Annotated in this window: 14 protein-coding genes; all 14 read right to left on the reverse strand. The window is 70.4% G+C overall.

What is annotated here, in order from left to right; translation table 11 throughout:
• Positions 1-15: 15 nt before the first annotated feature.
• Positions 16-1233, reverse strand: a complete 1218-nt coding sequence (locus AORI_RS74005; protein ID WP_016336884.1) for an aminotransferase class V-fold PLP-dependent enzyme — start codon at positions 1231-1233, stop codon at positions 16-18.
• The gene (locus AORI_RS74010; protein WP_016336885.1) at positions 1230-2969 is read right to left on the reverse strand and encodes a CoA transferase; all 1740 of its coding nucleotides are present in this window, start codon (positions 2967-2969) and stop codon (positions 1230-1232) included. Before AORI_RS74010 ends, AORI_RS74005 begins: the two co-directional genes overlap by 4 nt.
• Positions 2970-3044: 75 nt before the next feature.
• Complete coding sequence (locus tag AORI_RS74015; protein ID WP_016336886.1) at positions 3045-4367, reverse strand: acyltransferase family protein; 1323 nt, start codon at positions 4365-4367, stop codon at positions 3045-3047.
• 344 nt (positions 4368-4711) lie between these two features.
• Positions 4712-6382, reverse strand: a complete 1671-nt coding sequence (locus AORI_RS74020) for a (2,3-dihydroxybenzoyl)adenylate synthase (RefSeq protein WP_016336887.1) — start codon at positions 6380-6382, stop codon at positions 4712-4714.
• Between the two features lie 23 nt (positions 6383-6405).
• Complete coding sequence (locus AORI_RS74025) at positions 6406-9183, reverse strand: cytochrome P450 (RefSeq protein WP_016336888.1); 2778 nt, start codon at positions 9181-9183, stop codon at positions 6406-6408.
• A 10-nt stretch (positions 9184-9193) separates the two neighbouring features.
• Positions 9194-9922, reverse strand: a complete 729-nt coding sequence (locus AORI_RS74030) for a class II aldolase/adducin family protein (RefSeq protein WP_016336889.1) — start codon at positions 9920-9922, stop codon at positions 9194-9196.
• Complete coding sequence (locus AORI_RS84650; protein ID WP_255355367.1) at positions 9919-10041, reverse strand: hypothetical protein; 123 nt, start codon at positions 10039-10041, stop codon at positions 9919-9921. The genes AORI_RS74030 and AORI_RS84650 overlap by 4 nt, the downstream gene beginning before the upstream one ends.
• Positions 10038-10670 (reverse strand): 2-hydroxychromene-2-carboxylate isomerase, encoded by a 633-nt coding sequence (locus AORI_RS74035; protein WP_016336890.1) that lies wholly within the window; start codon positions 10668-10670, stop codon positions 10038-10040. The genes AORI_RS84650 and AORI_RS74035 overlap by 4 nt, the downstream gene beginning before the upstream one ends.
• Positions 10667-11587 carry a thioesterase family protein gene (locus AORI_RS74040; RefSeq protein ID WP_016336891.1) on the reverse strand — a complete coding sequence of 307 codons (921 nt, stop codon included), beginning with the start codon at positions 11585-11587 and terminating at the stop codon, positions 10667-10669. The genes AORI_RS74035 and AORI_RS74040 overlap by 4 nt, the downstream gene beginning before the upstream one ends.
• Positions 11584-12381 (reverse strand): alpha/beta fold hydrolase, encoded by a 798-nt coding sequence (locus AORI_RS74045; RefSeq protein WP_016336892.1) that lies wholly within the window; start codon positions 12379-12381, stop codon positions 11584-11586. The genes AORI_RS74040 and AORI_RS74045 overlap by 4 nt, the downstream gene beginning before the upstream one ends.
• Positions 12378-13217: a beta-ketoacyl synthase N-terminal-like domain-containing protein gene (locus tag AORI_RS74050; RefSeq protein ID WP_016336893.1), complete on the reverse strand. Its 840-nt coding sequence runs from the start codon at positions 13215-13217 to the stop codon at positions 12378-12380. Before AORI_RS74050 ends, AORI_RS74045 begins: the two co-directional genes overlap by 4 nt.
• Positions 13214-14329, reverse strand: a complete 1116-nt coding sequence (locus tag AORI_RS74055) for a beta-ketoacyl synthase N-terminal-like domain-containing protein (RefSeq protein WP_016336894.1) — start codon at positions 14327-14329, stop codon at positions 13214-13216. Before AORI_RS74055 ends, AORI_RS74050 begins: the two co-directional genes overlap by 4 nt.
• Positions 14307-15419, reverse strand: coding sequence for a beta-ketoacyl synthase N-terminal-like domain-containing protein (locus tag AORI_RS74060; protein WP_016336895.1), 1113 nt, complete (start codon positions 15417-15419; stop codon positions 14307-14309). Before AORI_RS74060 ends, AORI_RS74055 begins: the two co-directional genes overlap by 23 nt.
• Positions 15416-16618 (reverse strand): beta-ketoacyl-[acyl-carrier-protein] synthase family protein, encoded by a 1203-nt coding sequence (locus tag AORI_RS74065; RefSeq protein ID WP_016336896.1) that lies wholly within the window; start codon positions 16616-16618, stop codon positions 15416-15418. Before AORI_RS74065 ends, AORI_RS74060 begins: the two co-directional genes overlap by 4 nt.
• Between the last annotated feature and the right edge of the window lie 3 nt (positions 16619-16621).

The following is a 16621-nucleotide window of genomic DNA, read 5'->3' on the forward strand; positions in this document are numbered from 1 at the left end:
TATCGAGTCCGGCGCTCAGGACCCGGCGATGGCCCGGACGCCGGCGATCAGGCGGTCGATGTGCTCGGACGTCGTGCCGATGCCGATACTCGCCCGCACCGCCGTCGGCGCGGTCGCGCCCGCCTGGTCCAGCAGCCGCCGGGTGAACGGGTGGGCGCAGAACAGGCCGTCGCGGACGCCGATGCCGAATTCCTCGGCCAGCCGGGTGGACACGGTGCGCGTCTCGATGCCGTCGACGGTGAACGACACGATGCCCAGCCTGTCCGGCCAGCCGCGGCCCAGGATCCGGACCGCGGGGATTTCCGCCAGGCCGTCGTGCAGACGGGTCGTGAGTGCGTCTTCGTCGGCTTGGAGCGCCTCCAGGTCCGCCGCGGCGAGGGCATCGCACGCGGCCGCCAGCGCCACCGCGCCGATGACGTTCGGGGAGCCCGCCTCGTGTCTTGCGGCGCCGGTCGCCCAGTCGACGTCGCCGGGTCTGTCCCCGACGTGGGCGGTGGCCCCGCCGCCCGCGAGGTACGGCCGCGCGCGGTCCAGCCAGTCGGCGCGGCCCGCGAGTACGCCGACGCCGAAGGGGGCGTACAGCTTGTGTCCGGAGAAGGCCACGTAGTCGAGGCCGAGTGCGGCGACGTCGATCCGCCGGTGCGGCGCGAGCTGGGCGGCGTCGACCGCGATGCGGGCGCCGAAGCGGTGGGCGGTGGCGGCCAGGTCGGCGAGTGGCCAGACCTCGCCGGTCACGTTGGACGCGCCGGTGACGGCCAGCAGGATCGGATGTCCGGCGGTCTGCGCGGCGAGGGCGGTCTCGACGGCGGAAACCGCGCTCTCCGGTGAAGAGGGTGCCGGGAGCCGGACGACTTCGTTCCATGGCAAGAGGTTCGCGTGATGCTCGCCTTCGAACGTGACGACCACGGTGTCCGGCGGAACGGCGTGAGCCAGCAGGTTCAGCGCGTCGGTGGTGTTGCGGGTGAACACGACCACGTCGTCGGCGCGGCAGCCGAGGAACGCGGTGACGGACGCCCGGGCGAGTTCGTACTTTTCCGTGCACAGCTGGGAAAGCGCGCCCGCGCCCCGGTGCACGCTCGCGTAGAGCGGGAGCAGTTCTCCCACGACGTCGGCCACTTCGCGCAGGCAGGGCGCGCTGGCCGCGTAGTCCAGGTTGGCGTAGGCGATCTTCGTCCCGTCGGCCAGCCCCACCTTGACGTCGGAGCCCAGCACACCCAGTGTGTTCCCACTCATGACGAAGCTCCTCCGAAGATCCACGGCGAAACGGCGATCGCGCAGCCGTTTCTCTCGAACCGCGCGGGATGACGGGAGACGAGGCTGCCCAGATCCCGCCGGACCGGCACCGCGATCGAGCCCAGCCTGCCTTCCCAGTCCGCCATCGGCCGCGTGCCCAGCGCCTTGGTGATCGCGTCCGCCAGTTCTTCCGGCGGCGGCACGGGAATGTCCAGCTTCGAGCACAGGGCTTCGACGTCTTCGGTCACGATCGCGAGGAGCCCATCGGCCGCGGCGAAGACACCGTCGACGGCGGCGGGTGACGGCTCGCGCAGGAGGGCGTCGGCCGCCGCGAGCAGCGACGTCGTGACCGAGCCGCCCCGGCCGGTGCGCTGACGGGCCACCAGCGCGGCCACGATCCCTTCCGCCGAAACGAATCCGCCCGCGATGTCCACCATGATCATCAACGTCGGGCGCGGCGGTTCGCCTGCGGGCGTCAGCGCGTCGGCCACCCCGGAGTAGGCCTGGACCATGTAGTCCGTACCGGCGGGCGGCCGCGTCCCCAGCGCGTCGCCCCAGCCGCACGCGGCCGCGTAGACCAGCCCGGGGTTCACCGCGTGCATCGCCGCCGCGTCCAGGCCGAGTTCGACGTCCTTGCCCGGTGCCCAGTTGTGCAGGAACACGTCGGCGTCGCGGATCAGGTCCATGACCTCGTCGCGGCCCGCCGCGGATTTGAAGTCGATCTCGGCGATCCGCTTGCCGTCGTTGAGCACGCGGAACTTCGCCGAGCAGTCGCCCGCCATCGGCGGCATACCCCGCAGCGGGTCGCCACCCGGCGGTTCGATCCGGGTGACGGTCGCGCCGAGCAACGACAGCAACCGGGTCGCCAGCGGGCCCTGCACGCGGCGGGTCGACTCGACGACGTGGATCCCGGCGAGCGGCAGACCGGCGCCGGAACCGGATGCCGGCGGTGCCGCCCGTCCGGCGCGTAGTGTCCACGGCGGCAAGCCCGCGTCCGGGTCGGCGCGCCGTTCCGACACTGTCCGAACAGGACAGACGTGCATCCCGGTCGACGCGGCGACCGCGCGGATCTCCTCGAACGACGTGGACTCGACCGCCTCGTGCAGCTCGCGCGGAAGCACCGCCGACGCGCGCTCATAACGGAGGAGGAACGGCCGCCAGCCTCGCGCGATCGCGCGCTCCGGCGCCCCCAGCGAGGACCAGAATCCCTGCCAGGCCTCACCACTGAAGGACTCGACCTCGAACGCGATCCCGTCGGCGGAGACGAACGGCGGCCGCGCCGTCGACGGCAGGTCTTCGTAGCCCTCGGGATCCTCGTCCGCGGTGGCCGCGGCGATGTACTGCCCGACGGCGAGCAACGCGACGCCGTTCGCGTCGAGCTCGATGCGGGCCACGGGATTTCCGCGCAGTTGAGCTAAAGTCGCGGCCAGCATGCCCTGGACGGTGGCGATCCCGGTGAGGATCGAAACGTAGTCGACACCCAGTGGCCGCGGCTGCGCCTCGGAACGACCGTGCAGCGCCATGATCCCGCAGTCGGCCTGTACGAGGTTCTCCGGGAACGGCTCGCGCGGACTGGCCTCGACCGAGACGCCCGGCCCGCTCAGGCCGAATAGACCGGGCGGCCCGCCACCGACGTCGGCATCCAGCATCCGCAGCCGGTCGAGAATCGTCTCGACGACCGGGCCGGATCCGGGGAGCTGGGCGTGGAAACCCTTCAAGGGCGCGGAAAACGACACGGCGAACCTCCATGCTGGAACGGCCTGGCGTCCGCTTGTGGCGGACACCAGGCCGGCGGATCGAGGAGCAAGGGACTAGACCGGGACCGATTCCTCACGCTGCCGCGGCAGCGCGGCCGCGGCCTTGCGGGCGGCACGGCGCTTGATGACCCGCTCGCCCCAGTTCATCAACGGACGTTCCAGCACGTAGTACGAGATCGTCGACAGGATGATCGTGCCGACCAGGGTGACCAGCTGCAGTTCCCAGAAGCCGGTGCCGGCGCGGATCAGCATCAACGGCATCGGTTCCCCGTTGAAGTAGGCGTTCGGCTTCTGCAGGTAGAAGTGCATCACCGCGAACTGCCACAGGTAGACGCCGTAGGAGATCTTGCCGACGAACAGGATCACCCGGTTGGTGAACACGGCGCGGATCACGCGCGACTCGGGTCCGGGTGCGACCATCGAAAGCAACAGGCTCGCCGAAAGAATGGCCAAGAGTCCGTAGAAGATCCCTAATGCGGTGAGACTGTAGTAATCGTCCATGCCGATTTCACTGCCGGGACGAGCGCAGTTGATCAGCAAGCAGGTGAGCGCGATGCCCAGGAACAGGACGCGGTGGCGGCCGGCGAAGGTGAGCAGCTTGGGTGCCTCGTTCGGCGAGGCCTTCTGCAGTTCCAGCCAGATCGCGATGACCATGCCGATCGCGACCTCCGGCATCAGGCCCATCGGGTACCAGAACAGGGCGCGGGTGCCGAGACCGTTCATCTGCGAGTACAGCAGCCAGGCGATACCGGCGGCGAACAGCAGCGGCACGGGAAGCATCATCCGGTACGCCCGCGCCCGGGCGGTCTTGCCGCGGGAAGCGAACTTGAAGGTCGCCCAGGCCAGCAGCGGCAGCAGGAGATAGAACTGTGCCATGTCCGGCACGGTCCAGGTGATCTCCATGCCGTTGCTCCAGCCGTCCCAGTCGTAGATGTGCAGCAGCGCCAACGGCCGGAAGACGTCCCACACGCTGTCGATCTGCTGGAGGTTCAGCGCGATGAGGACCACGAAGTACATCACGTAGTACGCGGGGAGCAGGCGCAGCACACGGCGGATGACCGTGCCTTCGCGTTTGCGCGGGGTTCCGTTGATGACCGACTTCGCGAACCCCTGGTAGACGAACATGCCCGTGAGCACGAAGAAAACGCCCGCGAAGATCTGGAGGCCGCCGGTGAAGAACCCGCCGACGGCGCTGGTCGAAGCGATCGTGCCACCGAGTTCCTTGGTGCCCAGCACCCCCGCGATCATCGCGACATGCGTGAAGAGCAGGGCCAGCGCGCAAACCCCGCGCAGGCCGTCGACGGCCAGATAGCGTTGTTTGGCCGGCTTTTCCGCGGCTGCGGGCGGCCCGCCTTGCCGCGTTGCGGTAACGCTCATTGTGCGTCCTTTCTCCCAAAGCGATGGGGGTGAACCGCGTTCGAGCATTTCCACGTCACGCGGCGGAACCCGGGCCGGAAACCGGCTGCACTGCAAGCTTCGCATTGTGGGGACGGGCTCGTCTTATTCCATTCTGCGAGAATGCGCGTCGTGAAAAAAGGTCGTGAGTACCCGGCTGCGCGGTTTGTCGCTGTCGGGCGTGGGCTGAAGGCTCCCTTCGCCGAGTCTGATGCGGCGAAGGGAGCCTTCAGCCCACGAACAGGACACGGTCCGGCCTTCTCTTCAACGGTTGCGGCAGGTTGCGAAAGTGGCTTTCACAACCTGCCACCACTCACGAGCAGGTGTCAGGCGGCTTCTTCTTCGAGCCGTCGCGCGATGTCCGCCCGCAGCACCTTTTTGTCGATCTTGCCGATCGGGGTGCGCGGCATCGCGTCGACGATCACCAGCCGTTCGGGGAGTTTGAACCGGGCGACCCCCGCCGTCTCCATGACGTCGATGACGTCCTGCAGGGCGACGGAGGTGCCGGGCGTCGGCACCACGTAGAGGCAGCCGCGCTCGCCGAGCACCGGGTCCGGCATCGCGACCGAGGCCGCCATCTCCACCGAATCGAGCTGGTAGGCGAAGGATTCGACCTCCTCGGCCGCGATCTTCTCGCCGCCGCGGTTGATCACGTCCTTGGTGCGCCCTTCGACGACGACGTAGCCGTCCGGCCGCAGCCGCACGACGTCACCCGTGCGGTACCACCCGTCCGGGGTGAAAGCGCGCTCGTTGTGTTCGGGCGCGCGGTAGTAGCCGCGGATCGTGTACGGGCCGCGGGTGATCAGCTCGCCCTGCTCGTCCGGCGGGACCGGGTTACCGTCGGGGTCGACGACGCGCAGTTCGTCGGCGGGGTTGATCGGGCGGCCCTGGGTGTCGCAGGTGATGTCGAACGGGTCGTCCAGCCGGGTGAGGTTGGTCAGCCCCTCCGCCATCCCGTAGCCCTGCTGCAGCGTACAGCCGAACACCGTGCTGATCTGGCGGACCAGCTGATCCTGCAACCGCGCGGCGCCCAGCGTCAGCACCTTGAACGACGACAGGTCGTGCTGCTTGTCGGCCTCGCGGTATTCGAGCCAGCGCACCACGATCGCCGGCACCACCGACGTCACGGTCGCGCGTTCGGCTTCGATCGCGCCCAGCGAGTCCCGCGGGGACGGCGACGGCGAGACGACCACGCGCCCGCCTGCCCACAGCACGCCGAGGATCGCGCTCAGCGGGTAGTTGTGCCCGAACGGCAGCACGGCGAGATAAACCGACGACGCGTCGAAACCGAACGCGTCGGCGGATCCGTCGACATAGCAGGCGTAGTCGTCGTGGGTGCGTGCGATGAGCTTCGGCAGCCCCGTCGTGCCGCCGGAAAGGATCAGCAGCGCGACCGATCGCGGGTCGGGCGTCAGCGCGTCCAGTTCGGCGCGCGCCGCGGCCGGATCCGAAGCCGGGGCGCACAGCGCACGCAGGTCCACGTGCCCGTCGCGGACGTCACCGGCGACGATGACGTGCTCGATGGTCTCGGCCCCGGCGGCGATCCCGGCCGCCAGCTCCTGGTGGTCGAAGTCCTTCACCCGGTCCGGCACGGCGATCGCGCGCGCCTCGGACAGCTCGGCAAGGTAGGACAGTTCGTGCCTGCGGTGCTGGATCAGCGCCATCACCGGGATGACACCGAGCCGGAAGCACGCCAGCGTCAGCACCACGAACTCCCAGCCGTTGGGCAGCTGGACCAGGAGCCGGTCGTCGGGCCGGAGTCCCAGCGCCCGCAGCCGCTGGGCGGCACCGTCCACACGGGACAGGAGTTCGGCGTACGTCAGCCGGAAGCCGCCGTCGGTCAGTGCCTCTGCGTCCGGGGTCGCGTCGGCGGCGGCCACGAAGCGCGAGGCGAGCGCCTGGCCCTTCCAGTGCCCTTCGGCGACGTAACGCTCGACGAGGTCGGCGGGCCAGGGGACCGTCCCCGCGCGGCTCGGCTGGACAGGTTTCGAGGGCACGACGGCCTCCCTTTCTCGTGGACTCATCCGAAGCGGGCGGGCATGGATTTGGCGCCGTTGACGAAGTTCGACTCGAGCCGGGTCACCGGCCCGGTCAGGCGCAGGCGCGAGAGATGCGGCAGCAGTTCGGTCAGCAGCGTCGCCATCTCCAGCCGGGCCAGATGCGCGCCGAGACAGAAATGCGGGCCGATACCGAAGGACAGGTGCGGATTCGGGTCGCGGCCGAGGTCGAGGCGGTCCGGGTCGGTGAACACGGCCGGATCGCGGTTGGCCGAGGTGTAGTAGACGACGACCTTGTCGCCCTCGGCCACCGGCTGCCCGGCGATCTCGGTGTCCCGCACGGCGGTGCGGCGGAACTGCATGATCGGCGTGACCCAGCGGATCAGCTCGTCGACCGCGGTGGCCACCGGGACCTCGCCGGACACCAGCCGGTCGCGTTCGGCCGGGTTGTTCACCAGTGCCTCCAGCGAACCGGAGATCAGGTGACGGGTGGTCTCGTTGCCCGCGACCACCAGCAGCAGCCAGAAGCTGCAGAACTCCCGGTCCGACAGGCGTTTCCCGTCGAACTCCGCGTTGACCAGACGGCTGATCAGGTCGTCGGTCGGGGTTTCGCGCCGGTTCAGGCCGAGCTTCATCGCGTAGGCGAACGCCTCCGCGAACGTCCGGCGGTAGGCCTCGACGTCGCCGCTACCGAACTCCGGATCGTCGAAGCCGACCAGCGCGTTGCTCCAGCGGTAGAGCAGGTGCCGGTCCTCCGGCGGGAATCCGAGCAGGTCGCAGAGGACCAGGAGCGGCAGCTCGGCGGCGAAGTCGGCGACGGCGTCGAACTCCGCGCCGTCGGTGACCTTCTCCACCAGCCGCCGGGCGTGCCCGGCGATGCTGTCGCTCAGCCCGCGGACCGACTTGGGCGTGAACACCGTCGCGACCAGGCGGCGGATCCGGACGTGCTCGGGGCCGTCCATGCTGACCAGCAGTTGCCGGGTCTGCTTGAGATCGCCCGGGGTGCGCGGGTCGGGCAGGAAGGCACCCTTGGCCGCGGACGAGAACTCCTCCGGGCGCCGCGACACCGAGTAGACGTCGTCGTAGCGGGTCACCGCCCAGTAGCCGGAACCGCGCTGGGTGGTACTGCCGGCGCTGGAATGCCTGGTCAGCAATGGTTCCGGGGTCCACGCCACCGGCTCGGTCTCCCGGCGGCGGGCGAACTCCGCGTGCGGCACGCCGTCGGCGAACGTCGCGGGGTGCGCGATGTCGGGCCGCTCGATCCCGATCGCCGCGAAGCTCTTGCGCAGTACGTCCTTGCGGAGCTTGCCGGTCGCCTCACGGGGCAGCCGCGGGATGACGTGGTACGACCTCGGTGTCTTGAACCCCGCCAACGACTTGCGGCAGAACGGGTCCAGCACGGCGAACAGGTCTTCGGGCGCGTCGGCGGTGACCTCCACGACGGCCGCGACGCGCTCGCCGAACTCGTCGTCGGGGACGCCGATCACCGCGACGTCCTGGACCGCGGGGTGGTTGATCAGCACGGCCTCGATCTCGGCCGGGTAGACGTTCACCCCGCCGGAGACGATCATGTCCTGCGCGCGCCCGGTGAGATAGAGGAAACCGTCCTCGTCGAGGTGGCCGACGTCGCCGAAGGTGAAGGTGCCCGGCTCCAGATGCGCGGACCGCGTCTTCTCGGGCGCGTTGTGATACGAGAAGCTCTGCCCCTTGGCCCGGCGGACGAACACCTGCCCGGTGGCGCCCGGCGGTTGCGGAGTGCCGTCCTCGCCGAGGATCACGATCTCGTTCGGCGGCACGGCCTTGCCGACGCTGCCGGGGTGCGCGAGCCAGTCGCGCGAGCCGGTGAGCGTGACGGCGCCGCCCTCCGTGGCGCCGTAGTACTCCGTCAGCACGGGGCCCCACCAGTCGATCATCCGGCGTTTGACGTCCGGCGAGCACGGCCCGCCGCCGTGCCACACGCGCCCGAGGCTCGCCCCCGAGAACCGCTCACGAACCTCGGCGGGCAGCCGCAGCAGGCGGATGAACTGGGTCGGCACCAGATGCGCGGCGGTGATCCGCTCCCGGTCGATGATGTCCAAAGTGGACTCGGGATCGAAGGACCGGCGGATCACCAGTGTCGAGCCGAGCAGGAGCCCGAGCAGCGAGAAGAAAAGCTGGGACGAGTGGTACCAGGGCCCGTCGAGCAGGCACCGTTCACGCGACGGGACGTCGAGGACGACGTGCGCGTACCGCGTCAGCTTCGCCACCCTGGAGAACGGCGCGCCGACCACGAACAGGCCGTTCACCACGCCTTTGGGCGCCCCGGTGGTCCCCGACGTGTACAACATCGTGGCACCGCAGGTCTGTCCTTCGGGCTCGGCCGCGGACATCAGGGCCAGCAACGGTTCCACCGCTTCGAATCCGGACTCGGCCATGGAGCCGGTGACCAGCAGCGTCGTGCATTCCCCGGTGGACCGGGCCACCGCGCGGCCCGCCGTATCGGCGTACGAGGGCTCGACGACCAAGGCCTTGCTGCCGGAATCCGAGACTATGTAGGCGATCTCGGGATCGGTGAGATGCCAGTTGATCGGCACCACGGTGATCCCGGAATGCAAGCACGCCAGCAGGACCTCGAAGGTCTCTCGGCGATTACCGAGCACACAGGCCAGCCGGTCTCCCTCGCCGAGCCCGCGGTCCCGCAGCAGGGCGATCCAGCGGTTCACCCGCTCCCCCAGCAGGCGCCAGCCGACCGCGCCCGCCTCGTCGACGATCGCGGTCCCGGCACCGCCCTCGGCGATGTAGTCGTTCAGTAGAGCCGGCATGACCTTCCCCTCAGTCGAGCAAATCCGGTTGGCGCCGCACCAGATCGGCGTACAACGGGCGGAAATTGAGCCGCCCCATCCCCGGCGTCCCGATGGTCGACGCGGTGTGCCGCGCGACCTCTGGCTCGATCCGCACCGGGTTCCCGGCCGCCTCCGCGAGCAACTGCACGTGACACGAGCTGTCCATGGTGGTGAACCACCAGGCCGCCTCCTGTACCGTGCCGCCGACCGTGAGCAGCCCGTGGTTGCGCAGGATCACCGCCTTGCCCGTGCCGAGCCGGACCGCGATCCGCTTGCCCTCGTCGGAATCCAGCACCACGCCGCCGAATTCGTCGAAGACCTCGTGGTCCTCGTAGAACGCGCACGCGTCCTGGGTGATCGGGTCGAGCTTGCGGCCGAGCGCCGCCCACGCGCGCCCGTAGGTGGAATGCGCGTGCGCGACCGCGACGACGTCGGGCCGCGCGGCGTGGACATGCGAATGGATGACGAACCCGGCCGGGTTGATCCGCCCGTCGCCCTCGACGATCTCACCCCGGCCGTCCACCAGCAGCAGGTCGCTGACCCGCACGTGTCCGAAGTGGACACCGAACGGGTTGATCCAGAACCGGTCCGGATCGCCGGGGTCGCGGGCGGTCACGTGCCCGCCCGCGCCCTCGTCGAAACCGCGTACCGCGAACAGCCGCATGGTCGCCGCCAGCCGTTGTTTGCGGTAGAGCCGTTCCTCCTCGACGGTTCTCATCCGCAGCCGCCCGGGCTGTCCCAGTCGTAGGCGGCGCCCTCGTCCAGCAGTTCGGACGGCACGCCGTACCACTGGTCGGTGGGCAGCTCGGTGACCGTGGCTTCCTGGTCCTCGCTCATGCCGCTCGCTCCTCTCGCACCGTCGGCCGCCAGACCCCGAGGAAGCCGTCCAGCCGGTCGAATCCCCAGTAGCGGTGGCGGCCCCATTTGAAGTACGGGATGCCGAAGATGTCGTCGAGATAGGCCTGGTAGAGGCAATCGACGCCCTCGGCGCGGATCTCCGGGTCGTCGACCGCGCCGACGGCCAGCTCCGGATCGAGCCCGGCCTGCTCGGCCGCCGCCCGCACGACGTCGGGCTCGCAGATGTTGTCGCCGCGGCCCCAGCGCGCCTCGTTCAGCGCGTCGTAGAACGGCCACTCGACACCCTCGCGGCGTGCCCGCAGCCAGGCCAGATGCGGCAGCTCCCACCACGGTTCGATGTCGATCGGCCAGGCCATCTTGCGGCCCTGCGCCTCGGCGATCCGTTTGGTGTCCATCAGCATGTACAGATGCTTCGCACGGCTCATCTGCACGTAGTGGAACTCGCCGCCGCGCTCGTCGAGGCCGGCGCCGGTCACCGTGTCCGGATCCCAGTACGGGTAGCACTCCAGCTGTTCGAGGGCGCCGGGCACCTCGTCGCGCAGCTTGTTGATCGCGAGCCAGCTGTACGGGCTGCGCAGCGAGAAGTACAGCTTGGCGGGCCGGCTCACGTCCGGTCCCCGATCAGCGCGTGCACGACACCCTCGTCCAGTTCGGCCATGCCGCCCGCGCCCGGCCCGGCCGCGATGGCGTAGCCGTGCAGGATCTGGGCGGTGGCGACCGGGACGAGCTCCTGTCCACGTTGGACATAGCAGTCCATGCGGCCGTCGAACATGACCCCGCGCAGGATGTCGGTGACGGTGAAGACGGTGTGCACCGTCTCCTCCATCCGCGCGTCCTCCAGCAGCCGCACCCTGGCCCGGGAGACGACCGGGATCCAGTCGCGTTCGGTCAGCATGCGGCCGACGGAGATGCCGCGGTCGGCCAGGTACCGGTCGACGACCTCCTCCAGCGTCCGGACGAAACCGGAGTGCTGGACGCGGTCGGAGTAGTGGCAGTAGAAGTACGGGGCACGCCACGACCACAGGAACGCGCCCGGCGACGCGGTCAGCACCGACTCGGCGGTCTCCCCGGCCGGGATCGCGATCCGCTCCACAATGGACTTCAGCGCCGGGACTTCCAGATGCGCCAGTGCCTCGGGAGCGGCGGCCCTCGCGTCGGCCGCCCGTTCGCGGACCAGCGCGACCGTGACCTTGCCGCGCAGCACGGTGACCTTCTCGCCGCCGCGGACCACCGAGAGCTGGACGTTCAGCTTGTCGCCGCGCCCGGGCGTGACCTCGACCTCGACCTCGTCGTCGAGTTCCAGCACCGCGGGCAGCTGCACCGAGCAGTCCACGATCTCCGCGCCGAGACCGTGCTCGAGGAACAGATCGCGCGCACTCTTGCCCTGGTCACGCAGCCACTGCAGGACACCCTGCTCGACGAGGTACATGAAGTGCTTGAAACCGATCCAGGTGCGGATGTTGGCGCCCTCGAACGCGGGGCGGCCGTGCGTGACGGTCCGGGTTGGCCGCAGGACTGCGGTCATCGGAGTTCACCTACCTTCGGAAGGGTCCGGACGTCTTCGACGAGGCCGGTCACCTCGGCCGCGGCGTACCGGGCGTAGCGGACGTGGAAGAAGTGGTCACCGCGGTCGAGCGTGTGCAGCGTCGCGCCCGGCATGCCGTCGGCGAGGACGCGCGCGGACTCGGCGGGCAGCGTCGGGTCCAGGCCGCCCACCAGCACCTTCGTCGGGATCTCGACGTTGCCGAGCTGGAGGTCGGCGCTCGCGGCGTAGCGGTCGAACACCGCCGCGAAGCCGAGCGGGCCGGCCCGGTTCAGCGCGATCTTGACCATGCCGTCGACGACCTCGGGGTCCAGCGAGGCCGCTCGTTTGCCGAGCCGCGCGCGGACACCCTCGCCGACGTGGGCGGTGAACGTCTCGCGCGAGCGTTCGAACATCCGCCAGGTCACCTCGTAGCGGGGCAGGCGGTAGAAGGGGCAGAACAACGCCACCGACGAACCGACGCGCGGGTCGAGCGCGCACATCAGCTCCAATGCGGCGTTGGCGCCGAACGAATGCGCCACGAGGACGTCTGGGGTGGCGCCGACCATCTCCAGCCCGTCCCCGAGCCATTTGCCGAAGGAGCGGTTACGCCAGCGGAAGTCGTTGCCCGCCTTCCACGGCAGCTCCAGCGAAACGATCCGGTAGCCCTGATCGAGGTGCGCGGCCAGCGGCGTCCAGCTCTTCCAGTGGCCTTCCATCCCGTGCGCGAACAGCACCAGCGGCGCACCGGGCCTGCCGGGCGCGAGCGTGTGCGCCTTCACCGCCGAACCGTTCACCGGAACCCCATCTCATCGCTCTGCTCGGTGACGGTGACCGAAACCGACGGCCCGCCGTCCGGACGCCGCGGGCCGATGCCCACGCGGCCTTCGCCTTCCGTGACGGCGAGGTGGGCGGCGAGCGCGAGCTCCACGACCCCGTGCGCGCCGTAGAAGTCGCCCCACCGTTCCTTGACGTCGAAGCCACCGGGGCCGACCGTGCGCCGCACGGCCTCGCTTGGGGCGACGTCGACGACGACGTGCCCGGAGTTTTCGCGCCAGGGCTCGAGGATCGCGCACGCGCTCCCCGCGCGCAGCGGCCCGTCGTGCAGGATCGAGGCGATCTCGTCGTCGGGCTCGGCCCCGACGAGCACCACCCGCGTCGCCCGGCCGGAGCGCAGCAGCAGGCTCGCCATCCGCAGGCCGGCGTGCCCGGCCGTGCTGCCGGAGCACAGCATCAGGTTCGGGCCGCCGAAACCGAACCACAGCGCGACCGTGCTGGCCACGACGTTCGGCGAGACGTTGGGCGCGTCGAGCACGCTCACCGCCCGGCCGCCTTCCGCCTCGACCGCGCGCGTGACCTTCGCGACCGTCTCGACGTTGCCGAGGTTGCTGCACGCGACCACCGCGGTGCCGGTTTCGATCGGCCCGCCTGCCCGCTGCCCCGGCTCCCAGCCGAGCGCGCGATGGACCGCGCACAACGCCAACCGGGTCGAGGGTTCCTTGTACAGCAGGCCTTTCCGTCCGAGGACGGTGGCGGCCTTCTCCGGCGGCGCGCCGTCGAACTCCGCGATCCCCGGCAGGTGCAGGCTCCAGCCCGTGAGGAGCAGGCGGGTCTCGCCCGCGCGGCCGGTCATGCCCGCTCCAGCAGTGTGACGGCGTTGACCCCGCCGAAGCCGAACGCGTTGACCTGTACCAGTTCCGGCCGGGCGGCGACGGCTTCGCCGATGACCAGGCGCAGTCCGGTCGCCTCGTCGAGCGGTTCGGAAAGGCCGGTGACCGCGGGAATCTCGCCGGAGGCGAAAATCCGCAGCGCGACGTCCACATTGACCAGTGCGGCGCTGCCGGAAGTGTGCCCCGTGGCGCCCTTGACCGCGGTGACGAGCGGGTTCCCGCCGCCACCGAGGACGACCTTGCGCAGCGCGTTGCATTCGACCGGGTCGTTGAGCGCGGTGCCGGTCGCGTGCGCCACCACCACGTCCACATCGGACGGTATGCGGCCCGCACGCGTGTAGGCGTCGGACATCGCGCGGGCGATGCCCTCGATGTCCGGCGCCGTGGCGTGGTAGGCGTCGCAGGAGAGGCCGGTCGCGGTGACCTTGCCGAGCGCCGGGCCGTCCCAGGTCCCGGGCACGACGACGAGCACCGCCGCGCCCTCGCCGAGGAGCACGCCGGTGCGGTCGCGGTCGAACGGGCGCACCCGCTCAGTCGGTTCCTCGGCGACGCGGCCGACCATGGCGAGCATCGACCGCGTCATCGCGTCCGCGGCGGCCACCACGACGGCGTCGCATTCGCCCAGTTCCAGCAGATCCTGCGCGAGCGCGAGCACGTGGCCGCCCGCGCTGCACGCGTTGACGACCGTGGTCACGTCCGTGACGCCGGGCAGTGCCCCGGCCACGACGTCGGCGAAGTCCAGCCGATCGGCGGACACGGTCTCCCCGGTGAGCGCCAGCCGTTCCACCGCGGACAGCTCACGCAGCCCCGTGCCGACGAGGACGGCGACCCGCTGGGTGGCGGTGTCCACACCGGACTGTGCGACGGCTTCCTTCAGGCACTCGGCGAGGAGCCGTCCCGCGCGGAACGGCTCGTCGGCCAGGTCGGCATGGTAGCCATAGGCGACATTCAGCTTCTCCGGATCGCCGTACCGGAGCGGTGAGACGCCGCAGGCGCCGCGAAGCAGGCCCTCGAACGTCTCCGCTCCCGAACCGAGGCAGGTGCGCACCGCGCTACCCGCGATCAGGACCGCCATCGGCGTACCTCCTCACGATGGCGGCGCCGACAGCGCCGTCCGCGCCCCGTGCGGTGAGCAGGCACAGCCCGCCGGGCCGGGCATCGCGCTCTTCGGCGAGCAGGACACCGAGCGCCACCGCACCCGAAGCCGCGTCGCATTCGCCGAACAGCCGCTTGACCATGACCCGTTCCGGACGATGGCCGAGTGCCCGGACGATCGGGCCGTACTCACGCCAGTCGCCGTCGTCGGCCTCGCCTGTGTACACAGTGGACACTTCGGACGGATTCGTACCAGCCTTCGCCAGCACCCGGTGCACACATCCGGCGAGCGCGGTTTCAGCGGCGTCACCACCGCCCGGCCCGTACGCCGTGGCGACCGCGAGGACGCCGGCGCGCCGCCGCGTTCCCGCCCACTCCGGCGTGTCCTCCTTGGCCAGCACGAACATCCCGGCCGCCTCACCGGCGGCGACGGCCTCGGTCGCCCCGGTCAGATGCGTCGACCACGCGCGGTGCGGCGTGAACTCCTCCACCGCGCCGGCGACCACGACGTCGACGTGGCCACGGTCGATGGCGTTGCCCGCGTAACGCAGGGCGTTGAGAAAACCGAGCGTGCCGCCCGCGATGGTGGTGTTCACCCCGCGCAGCCCGAACCGGATGGCGACCTGGCCGGCGGCGCAGTTCATCACCGTGTTCGGGAACAGCATCGGGTTGACCAGGTACGGCTTCTCCTGCACGAGGGTCTCGCGCGTGTAGTCGCTGGTGGACTTGAAACTGCCCAGCGAGGTCCCGAGCACCACACCGATCCGCGGCCGGACCTCGTCGTCGAGGGTGACCCCGGCCTCGCGCAGCGCCTCCTGGCAGCACACCACGGCGAGCCCGGTGGCCCGGTCGTAGGTGCTGGTTCCCTTGCGTCCCAGATGCTCCCGCGGGCTGAAGCTCGGCAGGAAGTGCCCGTTCGCCGCGGGTAAGGGCTCCTCGTAGAGATCGCCGATCTCCTGGCCCTTCTGGACTTGACCGGCCTCGGCCAGCTCGAGCCGCTTCGCCAGCGCGTCCACGCCGACGCCCGCGGAGGTCAGCGCGCTCCAGCCGGTCACCACCACACCGCTCATTCTGGCGCTCCCAACATCACGATGGCGTTGTTGCCACCGAAGGCGAAACCGTCGTTCTGGACCACCCGCACGTTCGCCGCCCTGGCCGCGTTCGGCACCGGGTCGACACCCAGCTCCGGGTCTTCGGTGGTCCAGTTGACCGTGGGCGGCAGGAAACCGCGGTCGATCGCGATGGTCGAGGCGATCGCCCCGAACCCGCAGGCCGCGCCCATGGTATGGCCGAGCATCGACTTGATCGAGCTGATCGGCGGCGGACGCTCGCCGAACACTTCGAGCACCGCCTTGCTCTCGACCAGGTCGTTCACCTGCGTGCCGGTGCCGTGCGCGCAGATGTAGTCCACATCGGACGGTGAGATCCCGGAATTGCGGTGCGCGATGCGCATGCATTCCGCGACCGTCGGCGCGTCCGGGGTGACCGGGTGGATGGCGTCGCAGTTGACGCCGTACCCGAGCAGTTCCGCGTAGATCGTGGCGCCCCGCTTCGTGGCGTGCTCCAAGGTCTCCAGTGCGAGCACGGCACCACCCTCACCGGTGAGGATGCCGGCGCGATCCTTGTCGAACGGGGTGCAGGCGTCCTTCGCCAGCGCGCCGAGCCGGTAGAAGCCGGCGTGCGCCCAGCGGCACACCGAATCGGCGCCGCCGGCGAAGACGACGTCGGCCTCGCCGCCGGCCAGCAGGTCGTAGGCGTAACCGATCGCGTAGTTGCTCGCCGAGCAGGCGGTCGCGATGGTCAGCGACTCCCCGGCGAGCTCCAGCTCCTCGCTGACCGCGTTCGCCAGCCGGTTGGCGGGCAGCTGGGTCAGCAGGGCCGGGTCCTGCGCGGCGAATCCGCCGTCGATGATCTGCTCGGTGAGCGCCTCCGCGACCGCGGACTCACCGCTGGTGGTGCCCATGATCGCGTGGGCACGCCCCGGCGTCACCGACGTCAGGTCGAGCCGGGCGTCGGCCACCGCCAGCCGCGCGGCACTGGCCGCGAACTGGCTGGACCGGCCCCAGCTCGCCGGGTCGACCCGGCGGAGCTGGGCACCCGGATCGAAGGTCTGGACCTCGCCCGCGTTCCGGTGCGGGAACCCGGCCGGGTCGAAGCTGGTGATGGGCGAGATCCCGGATCGGCCGGTGCGGAGCGCCTCGGCGAACGCGGCGATCCCGATCCCGATGCTCGACACCGGGCCGACCCCGGTAACGACAACGCGGGCCACGGT

Origin of the sequence: Amycolatopsis keratiniphila (genome assembly GCF_000400635.2) — a bacterium.
In the GTDB taxonomy this organism is placed as follows: domain Bacteria; phylum Actinomycetota; class Actinomycetes; order Mycobacteriales; family Pseudonocardiaceae; genus Amycolatopsis; species Amycolatopsis keratiniphila.

What these genes read in the sequence shown, in the direction of transcription:
- AORI_RS74005 (WP_016336884.1), bottom strand. Translation starts at nt 1,233, where the DNA reads ATGAGTGGGAACACACTGGGTGTGCTGGGCTCCGACGTCAAGGTGGGG.
- AORI_RS84650 (WP_255355367.1), bottom strand. Translation starts at nt 10,041, where the DNA reads ATGAGCGAGGACCAGGAAGCCACGGTCACCGAGCTGCCCACCGACCAG.
- AORI_RS74040 (WP_016336891.1), bottom strand. Translation starts at nt 11,587, where the DNA reads ATGACCGCAGTCCTGCGGCCAACCCGGACCGTCACGCACGGCCGCCCC.
- AORI_RS74025 (WP_016336888.1), bottom strand. Translation starts at nt 9,183, where the DNA reads ATGCCGGCTCTACTGAACGACTACATCGCCGAGGGCGGTGCCGGGACC.
- AORI_RS74050 (WP_016336893.1), bottom strand. Translation starts at nt 13,217, where the DNA reads ATGACCGGCCGCGCGGGCGAGACCCGCCTGCTCCTCACGGGCTGGAGC.
- AORI_RS74030 (WP_016336889.1), bottom strand. Translation starts at nt 9,922, where the DNA reads ATGAGAACCGTCGAGGAGGAACGGCTCTACCGCAAACAACGGCTGGCG.
- AORI_RS74015 (WP_016336886.1), bottom strand. Translation starts at nt 4,367, where the DNA reads ATGAGCGTTACCGCAACGCGGCAAGGCGGGCCGCCCGCAGCCGCGGAA.
- AORI_RS74060 (WP_016336895.1), bottom strand. Translation starts at nt 15,419, where the DNA reads ATGAGCGGTGTGGTGGTGACCGGCTGGAGCGCGCTGACCTCCGCGGGC.
- AORI_RS74055 (WP_016336894.1), bottom strand. Translation starts at nt 14,329, where the DNA reads ATGGCGGTCCTGATCGCGGGTAGCGCGGTGCGCACCTGCCTCGGTTCG.